This window comes from Streptomyces sp. TAA486, from assembly GCF_000426165.1.
Genome location: NZ_AUEV01000015.1, coordinates 217,661 through 232,374, shown reverse-complemented (window position 1 = coordinate 232,374; position 14,714 = coordinate 217,661). Strand labels below are relative to the sequence as shown.

The 14,714-nt window shown below is 68.3% G+C and carries 16 protein-coding genes and 1 tRNA gene; 13 read left to right on the top strand and 4 right to left on the bottom strand.

The window, feature by feature from the left end; translation table 11 throughout:
* Window positions 1-59 precede the first annotated feature (59 nt).
* From galU to I004_RS40420, 10 genes are all read left to right on the top strand, one after another.
* Window positions 60-962 (top strand): UTP--glucose-1-phosphate uridylyltransferase GalU, encoded by a 903-nt coding sequence (galU, locus tag I004_RS0121210; RefSeq protein WP_028437152.1) that lies wholly within the window; start codon window positions 60-62, stop codon window positions 960-962.
* 3 nt (window positions 963-965) lie between these two features.
* Window positions 966-2,273 (top strand): molybdotransferase-like divisome protein Glp, encoded by a 1,308-nt coding sequence (gene glp, locus I004_RS0121205; protein WP_028437151.1) that lies wholly within the window; start codon window positions 966-968, stop codon window positions 2,271-2,273.
* Window positions 2,274-2,343: 70 nt separating this feature from the next.
* A complete protein-coding gene (gene moaC, locus I004_RS35220) occupies window positions 2,344-2,904 on the top strand; it encodes a cyclic pyranopterin monophosphate synthase MoaC (RefSeq protein ID WP_078511547.1) in 561 nt (186 codons plus the stop codon).
* Between the two features lie 4 nt (window positions 2,905-2,908).
* Entirely contained in the window at window positions 2,909-3,415 is a 507-nt protein-coding gene (locus I004_RS0121195; RefSeq protein ID WP_028437150.1) for a MogA/MoaB family molybdenum cofactor biosynthesis protein, read from the top strand.
* A gap of 14 nt (window positions 3,416-3,429) precedes the next feature.
* Window positions 3,430-4,035, top strand: coding sequence for a GNAT family N-acetyltransferase (locus tag I004_RS0121190; protein WP_028437149.1), 606 nt, complete (start codon window positions 3,430-3,432; stop codon window positions 4,033-4,035).
* A gap of 175 nt (window positions 4,036-4,210) precedes the next feature.
* Complete coding sequence (gene sepX / locus I004_RS0121185; protein ID WP_028437148.1) at window positions 4,211-5,422, top strand: divisome protein SepX/GlpR; 1,212 nt, start codon at window positions 4,211-4,213, stop codon at window positions 5,420-5,422.
* A 141-nt stretch (window positions 5,423-5,563) separates the two neighbouring features.
* Window positions 5,564-5,637: transfer RNA gene (locus I004_RS0121180), tRNA-Ala, on the top strand.
* Between the two features lie 619 nt (window positions 5,638-6,256).
* On the top strand, window positions 6,257-6,595 hold the full coding sequence (locus I004_RS38335) for a GNAT family N-acetyltransferase (RefSeq protein WP_486580156.1): 339 nt from the start codon (window positions 6,257-6,259) through the stop codon (window positions 6,593-6,595).
* A 67-nt stretch (window positions 6,596-6,662) separates the two neighbouring features.
* The gene (locus tag I004_RS0121165) at window positions 6,663-7,169 is read left to right on the top strand and encodes a GNAT family N-acetyltransferase (RefSeq protein WP_028437145.1); all 507 of its coding nucleotides are present in this window, start codon (window positions 6,663-6,665) and stop codon (window positions 7,167-7,169) included.
* Between the two features lie 114 nt (window positions 7,170-7,283).
* Window positions 7,284-7,628 (top strand): TSUP family transporter, encoded by a 345-nt coding sequence (locus I004_RS40420; RefSeq protein WP_486580162.1) that lies wholly within the window; start codon window positions 7,284-7,286, stop codon window positions 7,626-7,628.
* A gap of 57 nt (window positions 7,629-7,685) precedes the next feature.
* Here the strand turns inward: I004_RS40420 and I004_RS35210 are convergent, their stop codons facing one another.
* The 3 genes from I004_RS35210 to I004_RS35205 form a co-directional block, all read right to left on the bottom strand.
* Window positions 7,686-7,970, bottom strand: coding sequence for a winged helix-turn-helix transcriptional regulator (locus tag I004_RS35210; protein ID WP_037977126.1), 285 nt, complete (start codon window positions 7,968-7,970; stop codon window positions 7,686-7,688).
* Between the two features lie 351 nt (window positions 7,971-8,321).
* Window positions 8,322-9,137, bottom strand: a complete 816-nt coding sequence (locus I004_RS0121150; protein WP_078511542.1) for a maleylpyruvate isomerase N-terminal domain-containing protein — start codon at window positions 9,135-9,137, stop codon at window positions 8,322-8,324.
* A 39-nt stretch (window positions 9,138-9,176) separates the two neighbouring features.
* Window positions 9,177-10,658, bottom strand: coding sequence for an amidase (locus I004_RS35205; RefSeq protein ID WP_051345274.1), 1,482 nt, complete (start codon window positions 10,656-10,658; stop codon window positions 9,177-9,179).
* Between the two features lie 265 nt (window positions 10,659-10,923).
* Here I004_RS35205 and I004_RS35200 point away from each other — a divergent pair, with 265 nt between their 5' ends.
* From I004_RS35200 to I004_RS0121130, 3 genes are all read left to right on the top strand, one after another.
* Complete coding sequence (locus tag I004_RS35200) at window positions 10,924-11,532, top strand: TetR/AcrR family transcriptional regulator (RefSeq protein ID WP_158677063.1); 609 nt, start codon at window positions 10,924-10,926, stop codon at window positions 11,530-11,532.
* Between the two features lie 119 nt (window positions 11,533-11,651).
* On the top strand, window positions 11,652-12,413 hold the full coding sequence (locus I004_RS0121135; protein ID WP_028437141.1) for a maleylpyruvate isomerase family mycothiol-dependent enzyme: 762 nt from the start codon (window positions 11,652-11,654) through the stop codon (window positions 12,411-12,413).
* Between the two features lie 139 nt (window positions 12,414-12,552).
* Entirely contained in the window at window positions 12,553-13,086 is a 534-nt protein-coding gene (locus I004_RS0121130; RefSeq protein ID WP_486580155.1) for a DUF1707 SHOCT-like domain-containing protein, read from the top strand.
* A gap of 53 nt (window positions 13,087-13,139) precedes the next feature.
* On the opposite strand, the gene I004_RS0121125 is transcribed toward I004_RS0121130, so the two are convergent.
* The gene (locus I004_RS0121125; RefSeq protein WP_028437139.1) at window positions 13,140-14,660 is read right to left on the bottom strand and encodes a substrate-binding domain-containing protein; all 1,521 of its coding nucleotides are present in this window, start codon (window positions 14,658-14,660) and stop codon (window positions 13,140-13,142) included.
* Window positions 14,661-14,714 lie beyond the last annotated feature (54 nt).

Here is a 14,714-nt window from a genome sequence, read left to right as displayed (position 1 = left end):
GCTACATATCCGTGCGAAGCGTTGTCATCTGCACAAAGCCACCGGTTATCGTGCGGGACATGACTACTTCCCGAGCACAGATCAGTAAGGCTGTCATCCCGGCAGCGGGTCTGGGCACCCGCTTCCTGCCCGCCACCAAGGCAACGCCCAAGGAGATGCTTCCGGTCGTCGACAAGCCGGCGATCCAGTATGTGGTCGAGGAAGCGGTCACGGCCGGGCTGCCGGACGTTCTGATGGTCACGGGCCGCAACAAGCGCCCCCTCGAGGACCACTTCGACCGCAACTACGAGCTCGAGCAGGTCCTGCGCGACAAGGGCGACGAGACGAAACTCAGCAGGGTCGAGGAGTCCAGCGACCTCGCCACCATGCACTACGTGCGCCAGGGCGACCCTCGCGGTCTCGGCCACGCCGTTCTGTGCGCCGCCCCGCACGTCGGCGACCAGCCCTTCGCCGTGCTCCTGGGTGACGACCTCATCGACCCGCGCGACCCGTTGCTGACCCGCATGATCGAGGTGCGCGAGGAGCACGGCGGCAGCGTCATCGCGCTCATGGAGGTCCCCCGGGAGAGCATCCACCTCTACGGCTGCGCGGCCGCGGCCCCCACCGGGGAGCCGGACGTCGTCCAGGTCTCCGACCTCGTCGAGAAGCCCCGGGTGGAGGAGGCCCCGTCGAACCTCGCGATCCTCGGACGCTACGTGCTCGACCCGGCGGTCTTCGACGTGCTGCGCAAGACCGACCCCGGACGCGGCGGCGAGATCCAGCTCACCGACGCACTGCAGACCCTCGCCGCCGAACCCTCGCTCGGCGGCCCGGTGCACGGCGTCGTCTTCCGCGGCCGCCGCTACGACACCGGTGACCGTGGCGACTATCTGCGGGCCATTGTCAGACTGGCATGCGAACGTGAGGACCTGGGCCCGGACTTCCGGGACTGGCTGCGCGGCTTCGTCACCGAGGAGATGTGAGGCTTGAGCGAGACCTGGTCGGTCGAGGAGCACCTGGACGACATCCTCAGCAGTGTCCGCCCCCTTGAGCCCATCGAGCTGCAACTGCTCGACGCTCAGGGGTGCGTGCTCGTCGAGGACGTCACGGTGCCCGTCTCCCTGCCCCCCTTCGACAACAGCTCGATGGACGGATACGCGGTGCGCACCGCCGATGTCCAGGGCGCCACGGAGGAGTTCCCCGCGGTGCTCACCGTCATAGGGGATGTGGCGGCCGGCGAGGGCGATCTGCCCGTGGTCGAGCGAGGCCAGGCGGCCCGCATCATGACGGGTGCGGCGCTGCCGCCGGGAGCCGAGGCGGTCGTCCCCGTGGAGTGGACGGACGGCGGCCTCGGCGGCGGCCCGGTCGAGACGATGAGCGCCCGCAGCCACGACCCCCGTGGAGCGGCCGGCGAGGTCCGCGTCCACCGTCCCGTCGAGGAGGGGCAGCATGTGCGCCCCCGCGGCAGCGACGTGCGTGCGGGTGCGATGGCCCTCAGCGCGGGCACGATCCTCGGCCCGCCCCAGGTGGGCCTGCTCGCGGCGATCGGCCGCGGCACCGTGAGGGTGCGTCCGCGCCCGCGCGTGGTCGTCGTCTCCACGGGCAGTGAACTCGTGCAGCCCGGCGAGCAGTTGGGCTCGGGTCAGATCTACGATTCCAACAGCTTCGTGCTGACCGCGGCCGCCCGCGACGCCGGTGCTATCGCCTACCGGGTGGGCGCCGTCGTGGACGACGCGGACACCCTGCGCGCCACGATCGAGGACCAGCTGATCCGCGCGGACCTGGTCGTCACCAGTGGCGGCGTCAGCGTCGGCGCGTACGACGTGGTCAAGGAGGTCCTCTCGAGGATCGACGGGGGCAGCGGCAACGTGGAGTTCCGCCGGCTGGCGATGCAGCCCGGCAAGCCGCAGGGCTTCGGCCTGATCGGCCCGGACCGCACGCCTGTCCTCGCCCTCCCGGGCAATCCGGTGAGTTCGTACGTCTCCTTCGAGCTGTTCGTGCGGCCCGCCGTGCGGGCGCTGATGGGCCGCGCCTCGGTGCGGCGCGAGACGGCCAGGGCCCGGCTGGAGTCCGAGGAGACGCTGACGTCGCCCGAGGGCAAGCGCCAGTTCCTGCGCGGTGGTTACCTTCCGCCGGAGGCGGGGGAGGCGGTGGGCACGGTTCGGCCCGTCGGGGGCGCCGGCTCGCATCTTGTCGCGGCCCTGGCACAGGCGAATTCCTTGATCGACGTCCCGGAGAAGACGGCACGTGTCACCCCGGGGGAGGAAGTGACCGTCATCCCGCTCGACCAGTAGCGACGAGGCGGGGCCTCCTCGCCGCATGCCCGGTACCGTATCCGGACACAGGGACGGTTTCGGGAGCACGATGAGCAGCGCAGAGCAGCAGCACCTCACCCACATCGACGAGGGCGGGGCCGCCCGCATGGTCGACGTCTCCGCGAAGGACGTCACCGCCCGCACGGCCCGCGCGGCCGGGCGTGTGCTGGTCTCTCCCCGCGTGGTCGAGCTGCTGCGCGGCGAGGACGGCCAGGGGCTCCCGAAGGGAGACGCCCTGGCCACGGCCCGCATCGCGGGCATCATGGGAGCCAAGCGGACGCCGGACCTCATCCCGCTGTGCCATCCGCTCTCCGTCTCCGGAGTGTCGGTGGAGCTGTCGGTCACCGACGAGGCCGTCGAGATCACCGCGCAGGTGAAGACGACGGACCGCACGGGCGTCGAGATGGAGGCGCTGACGGCGGTGACGGTCGCGGCCCTCACCGTGGTCGACATGGTGAAGGCCGTGGACAAGTCGGCAGTCATATCCGACATTCGCGTCGAGGAGAAGAGCGGCGGCCGCTCCGGGAACTGGGCGCGTGCCGGGGCGAGTTCGTCCCGCGCCCGTCAGGGAGACAATGGCCGGCGCAGCGTGTCCAGCGAGGAGGAGTAGCCGTATGAGCCCTGCCCTGAATCCCTACCGCGCCCTCGCCGTCACGGCGTCGAACCGCGCTGCCGAAGGTGTCTACGAGGACACGGGCGGCCCGTTGATCGTCGAGGCCCTGGCGGCCATGGGCTTCGAAGTGGACGGGCCGAGCGTCGTACAGGACGGCGAACCGGTCGCGGAAGTGCTCGGCGCCGCCGTTGCGGCCCGCTACGACGTCGTCGTCACCACTGGCGGCACCGGAGTCTCACCCACCGACTGCACCCCCGAAATGACGCGCCGCGTCCTGGACTACGAGGTCCCGGGCATCGCTGAGGCGATCCGCGCACGGGGTGCGGAGAAGGTCCCCACGGCCGCTCTGTCGCGGGGGATCGCAGGCGTCGCGAACAGCACGCTGATCGTCAACCTTCCGGGTTCGTCGGGCGGAGTACGTGACGGACTCGTGGTGTTGGAACGGTTGTTGACGCATGCCGTCGACCAGATCCACGGTGGTGACCATCCCAGAGGGGACCTCAACTGAACGCTTCCTGGCCGATCGTGCTGACGGACGGTAAGACCACCCTCCGTCCCATAAGGCTGCGCGACCAGCGTGACTGGCGCGAAGTGAACCAGCGCAACCGCGAATGGCTGCGGCCCTGGGAAGCGACCATCCCGCCCGCACCGCCCGGGCTCACGCCGCCGAGCCGTCCCTCGTTCCGGCAGATGGTCCGTCATCTGCGCGCCGAGGGGCAGGCGGGCCGGATGCTGCCGTTCGTCGTGGAGCATCAGGGGCGCCTCGCGGGCCAGTTGACGGTTGCGGGGATCACCTGGGGGTCGATGTGCTCGGGCCACATCGGCTACTGGGTCGACCGCGCGGTCGCCGGCCGCGGTGTGATGCCGACGGCCGTCGCGCTCGCCACGGACCACTGTTTCCGTTCGGTCGGACTGCACCGCATCGAGATCTGCATCCGTCCGGAGAACGTGGCGAGCCGGCGAGTGGTGGAGAAACTCGGCTTCCGCGAGGAGGGGTTGAGGCCGCGCTATCTGCATATCGACGGTGCCTGGCGCGACCATCTCGTATTCGCCCTGACGGCGGAAGAAGTGTCGGAAGGACTCCTCACACGTTGGCACCGGACGGCTCCGGGCGCCTCCAGAAAATAAAATAGACGTTCGATATTATGGATGTTCCTGCTGAACACCCCGTGCGCGCCGGGGAATTGAGCACGCGGAGTTCCGCGCTCAACGGCGGTGAAAAACATGGAGAGATCAGCCGGATCGTGCGACACACCGCCGTATTTGGCAGATGGGTGCGGCTCAACCCCTCTACCGTGTGAGGGTGAACAGCAGTGGCCTCATCTACGCAGTCATCGTCGGGGCCTGGGCTGCCTACTTGGTGCCGATGTGGCTCCGCAGGCAGGACGAGCTGAACGAATCCCGTCCGACGGAACGCTTCAGCACCGCCATCCGTCTGCTGTCAGGCAAGGCGGCAATGGAAAGGCGCTACGCGAGGGAGAACGAGCGCCGCGACGGTGAAGTCCCGGAGGAACACGGCGATCTCTCGGCCCCCGGCTCTGCACTCGATAACGCGGACGGCGCGGACGATTCCGCCGACGCCGACGAGCCGGTCGACGTACGTGCCTACGCCGACCCCAAGACCATGGTGGGCCAAGGCCTCACGAGTGTCCCCACCGAGGTGCTGGGCGCCTCCGGCGCCGAGGTCGCAGCCGCCGACGGTGCGAGCGCCGACGGCGGCCGGAGCGAGAACGGCCACAAGTCCTCCGAGCGGGAGGGCGCCGAACGTGGCAAGGCGGAACGCGACAAGGCCCGGCAGAAGAGCAAGCGTGCCAAGGTGCTCGCCCGGCGCCGGCGCACCACGATGGTTCTCTTCCTCGCCTTCACCGCGGGCACGATCGTCGCTGCCGTCGGCGGGCTCGCCTTCCTGTGGGCCCCGGCGGCGCCCGGGCTGCTGCTGAGCACGTACATCGTCCATCTGCGTGTACAGGAACGTCGCCGCTTCGCCGCCGTCATGGACAAGCGCCGGGCGAAGGCCGCGGCGAAGGTGAGGCGCCGGAAGTCCGCGGACGAGGCGAAGGCCGGCGCGGGCATCCCCATGGAGGCTCACCCCGGCCCCTCCGAGAAGGCTCCGGCGGCCGAGCCCGGCGCGACCGCCCACGAGGAAGAGCCCGCGGCGGCGGACCGGCGCGCGCTCGTGGAGCAGACGGACCACGCGGAGTGGGTCGACCAGCAGCGCGACGGCGGCCGCGAGCCCACCGAGGGCTGGGACCCTGTGCCGGTGCCGCTCCCGACGTACGTCAGCGCGCCGGTCGCCCCGCGCAGCACGCGGGGCGTGGACCTGGAGGCCCCCGGCACGTGGAGCTCCGCGCGCTCCAGCAGCGCGAGCAGCGAGCCCTCGGAGACATCTTCCGGGTCCGGGCAGGAGCAGGACGAGGAGCACGGCAGCGGGGCACGTCGCGGACGTGGACGGCGCCAGACACCGCTCTTCGACCAGTACGAGGAAGAGGGCCGCCCGCGCGCAGCCAACGAGTGACCCCCGGTGACCGGCACCGGCCCCTACCGGCCCGGGCACGGGGGCTCTCGGCCTGGTGAGAGTGCCGGGATGTGGGGTGACCAGCGCCGGAACCGATTAACGCCCGGCGCGGCCGGGATGCTAAAGTTTCATCCGTCGCAAGGGCCTGTGGCGCAGTCCGGTAGCGCATCTCGTTCGCAACGAGAGGGTCAGGGGTTCAAATCCCCTCAGGTCCACCGCAGGTCAAAGCCCCCGCAAGGAAGATCCAGCGGGGGCTTTGTCGTGCCGTACAGCAGCGAAGTACAGCAACTACGGTGACTGTCCTTGATCGCGGGATGGTCCGCCGAGGCGCTTCCCGAGCTTCCTCAGTGCCTTCCGTGTCGCGTGGGACGGGACGTGCGTGTCCACCTCCATCGTGATCGCGATCTTGCTGTGGCGAAGGATCCGCATGGCAACGGGCGGGTGTACGTCGAGCGCGGCGAGCAACGAGCCGCATGTGTGGCGGGTGTCGCGCAGCCTGGCCGATTGAACCATTCAATCGCTCGTTCGACGCCCGGTCGGCCAAAGCGGGAGTGCGGAAGATCGGTCCACAGCTCGCCCGCTGCCCTTCGGGCTGCCTGCCGCGTCTTCCGCCGGAGCTGGAGCGGGGTGACGCGGATCTGGGGGAGCGGCGGCGTCGCTGTATATGCCTCTGTCTTCGTCTCGTCGTGCACCAGGCGCCGGCTGATTCGCTGGAGCTGACGACCCACGGTGATCCCTCCCGCTTCCAGGCCCACGTCCTGCCATGACAGCCCCAGAACCTCACCACGGCGGAAGCCGAGAACCAGGAGGATCTTGACGGTGCTGTAGTCGGTCATGTGGCCCTCAGCCGTCCGAACGCTTGAGGATGCCGTGTCTCTCTGGCTCGACCAGAGCGGTGCCACTGAGAGTGAAGTCGCCGTTCTCGCACGCCTCTTCGTGACCCCGGAAGTCAGGCGAATGGTTCTTGGCAGGCGACTCACAGAGGCAGCAATGGAGTACGCCGACGATCACGGCCTTCGCCTTGTGCTCGACGTGATGACCAAGGACACCGCGGCCATGCGTCTCTACGAAGTCCTCGGCCGGGAAAGGATCGGCGTCAGCAAGCACACCTACGGAGAGGGACAGCAGACCGACGCCATCTGCTACATATCACCAGCGACGACCGTGAATTGACCACAAGCGGCCCGTCCCTCGGCAAGGCTTACGGCGAACCGTGCCTGCCTACCGAGGGGCGACCGCGATGCTTGACGTATCCGTGGAGCTGGCGAGCGAAGCCGAGAAGCCCGTGATTGAGCGACTGTGGCTGATGTTCCGTCACGACATGTCAGAGTTCCGGGGCGCGCTGCCGGCCCCCGACGGAACCTTCCGCAGCGACCGACTCCAGACAGCCCTCTCGGACAACGACTGGGCACCGTACTTACTGATCAGCGGAGAGAACCCCGTAGGACTCGCATTCGTCCGCAGCCTGACCGGGCCCACACGCGTGCTGAACACCTTTTTCGTCGTGCGGGGGGCTCGGAGATCAGGAATCGGACTGAGCGCCATGCGAGTAGTCGTGTCCAAGCACCCAGGCCCTTGGGAAGTCGCATTCCAGGACAGCAACACGGCAGCAGTCCACTTCTGGCGCCGTGTTGCCACGGACACAGCCGGTGACACGTGGTCCGAGGAACGTCGACCGGTACCGGGCAAACCACAAGTGCCGCCCGACGTCTGGATCTCGTTCAACGTCCCCGCACCCCTCAACTGAAGACCGAGCTCACGAGCTCCCAAGGTCGTGACGTCACTTCCTCGCAGCGCGGACAGCCGATGGTGAGTGTCGAGTCTCAGGTGATGGTCATGCGCCGGTCACGGCGAATGTCGCCTGCACCTTGGCCTGGTTTCGGGGGCGTTCTCCGGCGCGTACGGCTATCGGCGCGAACTCGCCGGCCAGCGGGGCCGGTTGATCAGACTCGGAACTGCTTCGGTCCTGGGTGGTGTCACGGGCGGAGTACTGCTCCTGGTGCTTCCCGCCGAAGCCTTCGCGGCTGTCGTCCCGGCATTGATCGTGCTCGCCGGCGCGTTGGTCCTGGTGCAGCCCAAGTTGGCTGCGCGGCTGGCTCGTCGACGACGGATCGCGGTGCATGGGGGTGTACTGCTCACCTCCGTACTCCTGCCTCTTGAGCCGTGGGCTGCGCGGTTCCCTCCGGCCGGCCCTTCGTCGGGCTGACTCTCAGACCGTTGTGCCGCTCTGAGCTGCCGTCGAGGTTCACGAGCATCTCGTCGCTCAGGTCGCGGAGTTGGATCTGCTCTGAGCCCATCGTTCCGACCAGGCCTGCAGTGGGACGAGCGCCTCTCGGAGGTCTTCGCCGAGGGGTGTCAGTCGCTGAGCCCTGTTGTCGGTGTGTTCCACCAGGCCGGCCGAGCGCAGTTCGCGGAGGCGAGTGTTCAGGACGGTCGGCGATACGTCGCCGCACTGTTCCTGCAGGGCCCGGAAGCCCACAGGCCCGTCGCGCAGTTCCCACAGGATCCGAAGAGCCCAGCGCCTGCCCAGCAGGTCGAAGGCGGCCATGATCGGCCGTCCGGTCTGCGATCCGCGAACGGTTCTGCCAGGAACGGGAGGGTCTTCAGCCGGGGTGGGCACATCGCTCATCTCTCAATGCTCCCCGATCTGAGGAGTTGCGCTACGGGAAGGGTAGCGGCATGCCGCGCTGCGGCCGGGCTCGCCGCTTGGATCGACGAGCCCCAACCGGACGGCGGCGACAGGTCAAGGACTCCGCCGCGTGCACGGGGCGGGTGTCTCCGTCGGCTTCGGCTTGGCATGACTGGAAGTGCCGATCAGCCGGACAGGCCTTCACGGGGTCCCTCAGCGATCGCGGCTGCTGCCCAACGGCGGCGCTGCTCAGGGGATTTCGCTGGCGCGTTACCGGTCGGCCGGCTCGGTTCGGGACGGCCAGGAGACGGCGAGTGGCCACAGCACTGAATGCACCGTGCTCCACATGCCGGGGTCGGCTTCGATCGTGACCGGGCAGTTGGCGGCACGCCGCCCCCAGATACTCAAGAGACGGTGCGCAGCGTCGCTGGTGATGACGGCGTCACCGTCGGCCGGGTCGTCGCCGTCGCGAAGTTCGAAGTGCGGATCGCTGCCAGGGGCGGCAACGAGGACGACGTCGGGCCGGCCCGGGCTGCGCAGTACGAGGCGCAGAGCAGTCACGCCTGCCTGGCCGAGGCGCGCAGCCGGAGCTTCGGCGAGCATGGGCAAGGTGTTGAGCATGTCCACGGCGTGCCGGGTGAATTCGGGCTGAGCCAGCAGATCGAGACCCAGCTGATCGTCTCCGACGAGATCCCACCGGTGAATGGCCGCCTCACTGCGAGAGTGCCGCTCCACCGTCGCTGCGGTAAAGGGACGCCCTGTGAACTCGAATGTCGCGTCCGGGCCTTCGGCCGCCAATGCCGCAGTGGCAGCGATCTTCCGGCGGCTCTCGTCGAAGAGGGCCTTGCGCAGTTGCCCGTCGTCGAGCGCGATGAAGGCCGCTTCTCGCTCGCTGAAGGACTGGGTCGCTCGGGCGGGATCGCCCGCGAGGGTCTCCTCGATGAGGTCGGCGATCTCTTTTGCGCCGGCGGCCATGTGGGCGACGAGTTCGTGCGCCGTCCACTCCGAGCACGCTGTGGGAGCATCCGGGTCCACTTCGGCCAGGGCCTCCACAAGCGCCTTGGACTCCATAGGCGGGTTCGTCATTGCGATCCTTCCTTGTCCTTGTCCTTGTCCGTGTGCGGGTCAGCGGCCGGGTGATGCGACCTGCGGCCAGTGCCGTTGGACGGCCGGTGTGGCGCCGAAGAAGGCGGCCGCCGCGATGAGCGCGGTCGCGTCGGCGCCGCGTCCGGCCGTGATCTGAAGGCCGATGGGGAGCCCCGTGTCGTCGAAACCGGCGCGCACCACACAAGCCGGTAGACCGGCGAGGTTCTGGGGGACCACGTTCGGCATGACCAGTCGCCGGAAAGGCAGCGACGTGCCTTGGTGCACCACCGTCCCGTTCTCGGCGCAAAGTGCTGGAGGGCCTGCGGAGACCGGGCTGAGGAGGACATCACACCGGTCCAAGGCGTCGTCGAGAGCGGCAACGATCTCTGTGCGACGGGACGAGGCCTCCTCGATTGCTTCGGCGTCCAGCTCTTCGGCCAGGGCAATGCGTCGCTGTACGTCGCTTCCGTATTCGTCCCGGCGTGCGGGTAGCAGCCCGGTACGGCGCTGCTCGGCGAGTGCTTCGGCGAGCAGGATCGTCGCGTAGCAGGCGTAGGTCTCTTCGGGGTCGGGGGAGGGGACGTGTGAGATGCGTGCGCCGAGGTCGGCGAAGGTATCCAGTGCATGGTCGAACGCGGCCTGCTGGTCGGGGTCGAGGCCGACCTCGGTCCGGTTGGCCGGCACGCCGATGCGCAGGCCTCGTGTCACCCCGGCAGGGCCCGCCTCGGCGTTGCGCACTCGGGCGGGCAGGTCGGCGTCGACTTCTCCTCGGGTGGAGAGGACGGAGAACAGCGCTGCCGCATCAGCCGGTGTGCGCGCCATCGGTCCGACGTGGTCGAGTGAGGGTGCCAACGCGCGGGTGCCGACCGTGGGGACGACGTCGAACGTGGGCTTGAAGCCGACGAGGCCGCAGAACGCCGCCGGCATGCGGATGGATCCACCGGTGTCCGAGCCCAGGGCGAGCGGGACCAGGCCCGCCGCCAACGCTGCGCCGGACCCGCCGCTGGAGCCCCCGGGGACCCGCTCCGGCGACCATGGATTGCGGGTGGGGCCGAAGCGCTCTCCGGCGGTGGTGATGCCCCAGCCGAACTCATGGGTTGCCGTCTTACCGATCATGATGCCGCCGGCTGCGCGAACCAGCGCCACGGCTGCGGCATCGTGATCGGGAACGTGGTCGTCGAAGAGTGCCGAACCGTAAGTGGTGCGCACGCCGGCGGTGTCGAGCAGGTCCTTGACGGCGAAGGGCACCCCCTCCAGCTCGGCAGCGGTGCCCTGCTCATAGCGCTGCTCCGACACGAGCGCCCGCTCTCGCGCTTCCTCCCAGCAGGCGGTTGTCAGCGCATTGATCGTCGGCTCCACAGCCGCACTACGCCGCTCGAGCGCGTCGACCAGCTCCACCGGCGAGCGAACTCCGGCCCGGAAGGCGGCGACAAGCTCCACCACGGAAGGCAACGATCCGGCGTCGGCACCGGGTCCATCCGCTTCAGCCTCGTCGTCCCCGAGCGCGCCCGGCAACTCCATGACCTCTCCTTCGATCGTGAGGGACCCGTAGCCGAAAAAGCGAACGTGACGTCTTCTTCTTGTTCTGGGACCCTAGAGGGGGCATCCGAAGGAAAACAAGAGTGCGACGTCGCTTTTTTGTTTTCGCGCCGGGTTGTGGTGCGCGGCCGGGGCGGGGTCGGAGCGGGTGCCGCCAGCCTGAGAGTGGGGGTCACGTCTCTGCAGGTCAGCGCTTCCTCGATGTCAATAAGCGACGCGGGATTCTTTTTTGAGTTACGCTGTCGCCGTGTCGAAGATCCCCCCGACTCGCAAGGGTCGAGAGACGCGCGACCGCTTGATCGCCGCAGCACGGACCGTCTCCGGGAGCCACGGCTACACGGCGATGCGCATCGCGGACGTCGTGGAACGAGCACACAGTTCCACCGGGGCGCTCTATCGGTACTTCGCCAACAGTGATGATCTCTTCGCTGCGGCGATCGGCGATCTCCATCAGGAGTTTCTGGACGCCAGCCGCGTCCACGAGCACAGCTTCGCCGACGATCCGTACGGGGCGATGTGCGAAGCACACGAAGGCTACTTCGCGCACTACTACCGCCATCGCGAGTTCATGCGCGCCTTCATCGAAGCCGCGCACGTGTCACGCCGGTTCATGGAGATCTGGTGGGGCATGCGCCGTGACCATGTCGAGCGGTTCGTGCATTCCGTCGAGCGCCACCACGGCATCCGACACGTCGACGGCATCCCGATGATCGTGGTCGCGGACGGGTTCGCCGCCATGGCCGAGCACTGCGCCTACATCTGGTTCGCCCAGGAACAACAGGCGCTCCAGCCCGTTTCGGTGCCCGAAGCCGCAAGGATCGTCGCACGCGCCTCGTACAAGTCGATCTTCACCTGACCCCGACGGTCTTCCGGACTCAATGCGCCCCGCCCACCCCTTGCGTTGAGCTGCACGCGAGCACGTACTGTCCTGTGCGGGGGAGATCGCTGTTGAGGGCCTGAGGAAGGTGCAGTCTCGTGGAGATCGCCGGCTTCGTCGAAGCGCTGCGTCAGGACGGCGAGGAGCTGATCGACTGCTCGGCGCGCGCAGGATGGGACACCGTGGTGCCCACCTGTCCCGAGTGGCGGGTACGCGACCTGATCGCGCACACCGGCAGCGTGCATCGTTGGGCCGCCGGTTACCTCGCTGGGAGGACGGAACCCGGGCCAATCGAGATATGCGCTCCCGACGACGTCGACACCCTCGCTGCCTGGTTCCGCGACGGCCACCGGGAGCTGCTGAACAGGCTCACCGAGGGCCCCGCGGATCTGGAGTGCTGGACGTTCCTTCCCGCACCGACGCCCCTGGCCTTCTGGGCCAGGCGCCAAGCCCACGAAACCGCGATACACCGGGTGGACGCGGAGAGAGCACTGGGAGTCCAACCAAGGGAATTCACCGCTCACTTCGCCAAGGACGGGATCGATGAACTCCTGGCAGGGTTCCACGTCCGTGCCCGAAGCCGGGTGCGTACGGAACAACCCCGTTCCCTGCTCGTGCAGACGACCGACGACCGTCCACACAAGGGGCAACAGCCACGCGCATGGCTGCTCCACCTCTCGTCGGAGCCGCTGTGGGTGGAGCAACTGGCCGATACGGGCAGCGTGTCCGCCGACTGCACCATCAGCGGCCCGTCCCCGACGGTGTACCGCACCCTGTGGAACCGGGGGCGCTATGAAGACCTGGATGTGACCGGAGACGCCTCGCTTGTCGAGCTGTGGCGACGCACCTCGGCCGTGTGAGCCCCCGGGGGCCGTCCGCCGCCCGTTCCGACATCGACAGCGGCGGAGCACCGCAGACACCGACAAGCCGCTGCGTCTATCGTCGCGGGTGGTGCCGTACGGCTGCTGTCGCTGCTATGAGAAATGGATGACGTCCTCCATGCCCCAAGACATGTCGGCGCGGATCTCCGACGACCATCGTGAGACAGCGATCGAGCGTCTTCATGAGGCGTTCGCCGAGGGGTACATCACTCAGGAAGAGATGGACGAGCGCCTCCAAGGAGCGCTCACCGCCAAGACGCACGGCGATCTGGTGCCGGTCCTGGATTCGCTGCCCGACAAGGACACGGGCCCGACCGTCGAGATCGAGGCCGTGGGTGGACGGATCCAGCGGCGCGGCGTGTGGCGGGTGCCCCGAACATTCAAGATCGAGTCCACGTACGGCAAGGTACATCTTGACCTGTCCCGGGCGATCATCGAATACCCGGTGATCGACATCGAACTGCGGCTTCAGTTCGGCCGGGCCCGGATCGTCCTCCCGCAGGGTGCGACGGTGGACTACAACGGCCTGAGCGCGGCATGGAAGCAGCCGGTCCACAAGGCCGGGCGGCGCGGCAGCACCGGTGGTCCGCACATCCGGATCTCCGGAACCATGGGGTTCGGCCGGTTGAAGATCAGGCACCGCGGGCGCTGATCCGCGGCCGACGACAGCTTCTCGCGGCCAGGACGCCCCGCGCCCACCGGAGTTCACAGCGATCGGCACAGTTCCTCGTTCGGTGGCCAGGCGCAGGGGAGGTGCCCCTGGTTGCGGATGACGTGCCGACCTGCGCCCGTGACCAGGTAGTCGAGGAAACTCGCAGCGAGGGACCCCGCGGCAGGCTGTCCGTAGGTGTACGCGTACTCGATTTCGCGGTACGGGTACGCGCCCGACAGCAGGTCCTTGGCCACGCCGCCGCGCGTCGTCGCTTCGGCAGGGGCCTTGCGGCCGTTCAGCTTCAGTATGTGCAGGTCGCGGGATCCGGAGGCGGCGCGCAGTTCGGAGTAGCCGATGGCGCCCGCCGTCTCCTCGACGGTCTTCAACACCTCCTCGTTGCTGTCGAGTTCGCAGCGGAGGACAGGTGCGTGGGGATCGTCCCGTGTCACGCAGTCGCGTGAGGAGTACGCCGGTTCGCCACCTTGGAGGACCCGCCGCTGGAAGACCTCCCGGGTTCCCGAGTCCGCGCCGCGGCTCACCAGCCGAACCGGCAGGTCCTTTCCGCCGACGTCCTTCCAGTTCCGGATCGCACCGCGGTAGATGTCCCGTACCTCGGGGAGCGACAAGTCGCGCACGCCTGCCTTGTGATTGACCACCAGCGCGAAGACGGAGACGGCGACGCGGTTTCCCTTCAGCTGCTTGTAGCTGGCGGGCTTCGGGCCGTCGGAGAGGGTGAGATGCGCCGGTGTTCCGCTCTTGGAGGCTTTGCCGGCCAGGTCCAGCGCTCTTATCCCGGTCACGCTTCCCGTGGCCTCGACGGTGATCTTCGAGCCGGGACACTCCTTCGCGTAGGCACGGCTCGCACCGGTCAGCGCCGGGGCGAACGCCGTTGAGCCTGAGACGGTCAGTTCTCCTCGTGCGCAGTCCAGCGCGACGGGGGCGGCCTTGTCCACGCTGAGCACGAGCGGCTCCACGGCGAGAAGCACGGCCAGAAAGGTGACGAGCCCCAACACCCGGTTGCTGGGCCTTGGTTGCGTTCGGTTGCGCTTGACGGCACCGTCCTTGATTCCGCCGCTCACGGTCACCGCGCCGCCGATTCCTGAACCGGTGAGGAGCACCAGCAATTTGAAGTGCTCGCCCTTGTTCAGCGGAACCTTGGGCACGGAGATCACATTGCCCTCGTGGCGCAGCCCCCTGTGTCCGGTGAAGTGCTGCAACAGGTGGCTGTGGCTCGGTTCGGTGACCGCGAGCCCGGTCACCGTCCGGTCTGTGAACGCGACGGTGAGCCCGGCGAGTTCGCGCGCGGTGTAGTCGTCGCCGGAAATGCCGCGCAGTCCGTCGTTCTCGATGCGCAGCAGCACCAGCGACGCGTCCGACATCTCCGGTGCTTCTCCGAACAGGCCGAGCCGCACGTCCGGTTGACCGTTGTCCGCGCCACCGCCGATCGGTGTGTCCATCTGGACGCGGTAGCCGATGCGCTTGAGACCCGGCATGAGCCGCTCGTACGTCAGGACGCCCACCGTCGCGAGGACGCCGAGCACTGCCAGTAAGTTCTCGGGGCTCAACCACTTCATGGATGCCTCGCACGTTTGACCGATGTGCGCTCAACCTACGAGGTCAGGCGGGGC